We start from the raw sequence: 1,608 nt of genomic DNA, 5'->3' as shown, positions 1-1,608 counted from the left end.
ACAACGGGCTTTGGCTTTGCCCTGGACTTCCTGATCCTTCCCTTGCTCCGCTCTTTCCCTGCGTCCGAACAGCTTTTGCAGGATTTGCCTATGTCTCCGTTCTGCTTGATCGCCATTCCTTCTTCTGCGAAGGCGCCACCGCACACGTTGCAGATGCGCAGGCCGTCATCTGGCTGCTTGCCGTCCATGTCATGCGGCCTAACATAGTCGGCGCCAGAAGGCGGCAACGGATGCGGGGCAGGGTAGAGGATGGCTTCAATGTTCATTATGCGAATGCTCAAAAATGGGTTAGTACAGGCTTCTTAGATACCAATCTCACGCCACTTGTTTGGTGCGCGCTTAAAATCGTTCCGGGCACTCCCCCCGGCGGCGCTGAGCGCTTGAGCGTCTATTCCGCTAGTCAGGTCGCCTTCCACGTGATAACTCGAAGTCTTCTCACCGTGCGCTCCGTGTCTATCCACTCGTCGCGGGGCTTTCGTTCTCCCGTCACGCTGGCCGCTTTCCGCGCCAGTCCGGTTTGCTCGGCCATTGAATACGAGGCTGGCCGCATGTGCCTCTTGCTGCTAGGTGTTGCCCGGTTCGCATGGGATCGCCAGCCCCATTTGCGTTACTTTTTCCGAAAGACTCGCCAAAGTCTTTCGCGGCCCCTTGGCAGGGTTAGTACCGAAGTACTTGAAAGGAGGCCCCGCCAAGCGCACGAACCGTCTGATGCTATGAGCCAAAACCAACTGCAACTTCACTTGCCCTGCTACACCCGCCTCAAATCACTCTCGCTTAGCCCCCTATCCTCGGTGAGTGGTGGGCCACGACTGGCGGCGCTGTTCTGCCGTTACTCGCTTGCTCTGTGATTCGTGTTTCGTGATGCGTTAAGTTGATATTAGGTCAGCTTAATACGCTTGTCAATAGTATTCCTACGTTTTGTTGAAAATATTTACACGCTCTCTCTTGAGGTGAGATTGATTTAATGTTCTTGACTTTTATTTTAGAGCCACCTAAGATACGGGAATGGATACCAACAAAATTATTGATGCACTAGGCGGGACAACCGCCGTCGCCAGGCTGTGCGAAATCAAGCCGCCATCGGTGGCCGAATGGAGAAAAGCTGGCATCCCAAACGCACGCTTGATGTACCTCCGGGTAATACGCCCAGACGTGTTTTCGCACTCCGAAGAGAGCAAAACTCGGGCCGCGTAAATGCTTAAAGGCGAGAAGAAGGACAGCGCAGCGGAATGGAGTGCTTCTAATGCCTAATCCGTGGTTCAGGCTCTACGGAGAATTTGCCAATGACGCCAAGGTCCAAATGATGAGCGAGGCAGACCAGCGCCGCTTCGTTATGCTGCTGTGCATTCGATGTAACGGCAATGTAACGTTACAAGATGAAGAAGTAGCGTTTCAACTCCGTATCAGTAACGAAGAGTGGTTACGCACAAAGGCGCTTTTTGTGTCTAAATCACTCATTAACGACGACAACCAACCGACCGCGTGGGACAAGCGCCAATTCGTCTCAGACTCAAGCGCGTCAAGGGTTGCAAGGCATCGTGCAAAAGTCAAAGCTGAGAGTAACGTTACTGTAACGCCACCAGATACAGATACAGATACAGATACAGA

The 1,608-nt window shown here is 53.0% G+C and carries 2 protein-coding genes; one reads left to right on the top strand and one right to left on the bottom strand.

Annotated elements, in window-relative coordinates:
* Positions 1 to 266 (bottom strand): hypothetical protein (locus tag PROAA_RS18880; RefSeq protein WP_222102180.1); only part of this gene is annotated, 266 nt, incomplete at its 3' end.
* A gap of 977 nt (positions 267 to 1,243) precedes the next feature.
* Here PROAA_RS18880 and PROAA_RS08935 point away from each other — a divergent pair.
* The coding region (locus tag PROAA_RS08935; RefSeq protein ID WP_222102179.1) for a hypothetical protein at positions 1,244 to 1,608 on the top strand (365 nt) is incomplete at its 3' end.

Origin of the sequence: Candidatus Propionivibrio aalborgensis (genome assembly GCF_900089945.1) — a bacterium.
Classification (GTDB): Bacteria; Pseudomonadota; Gammaproteobacteria; order Burkholderiales; family Rhodocyclaceae; genus Propionivibrio; species Propionivibrio aalborgensis.
This window is presented reverse-complemented; position numbering and strand designations above follow the sequence as displayed.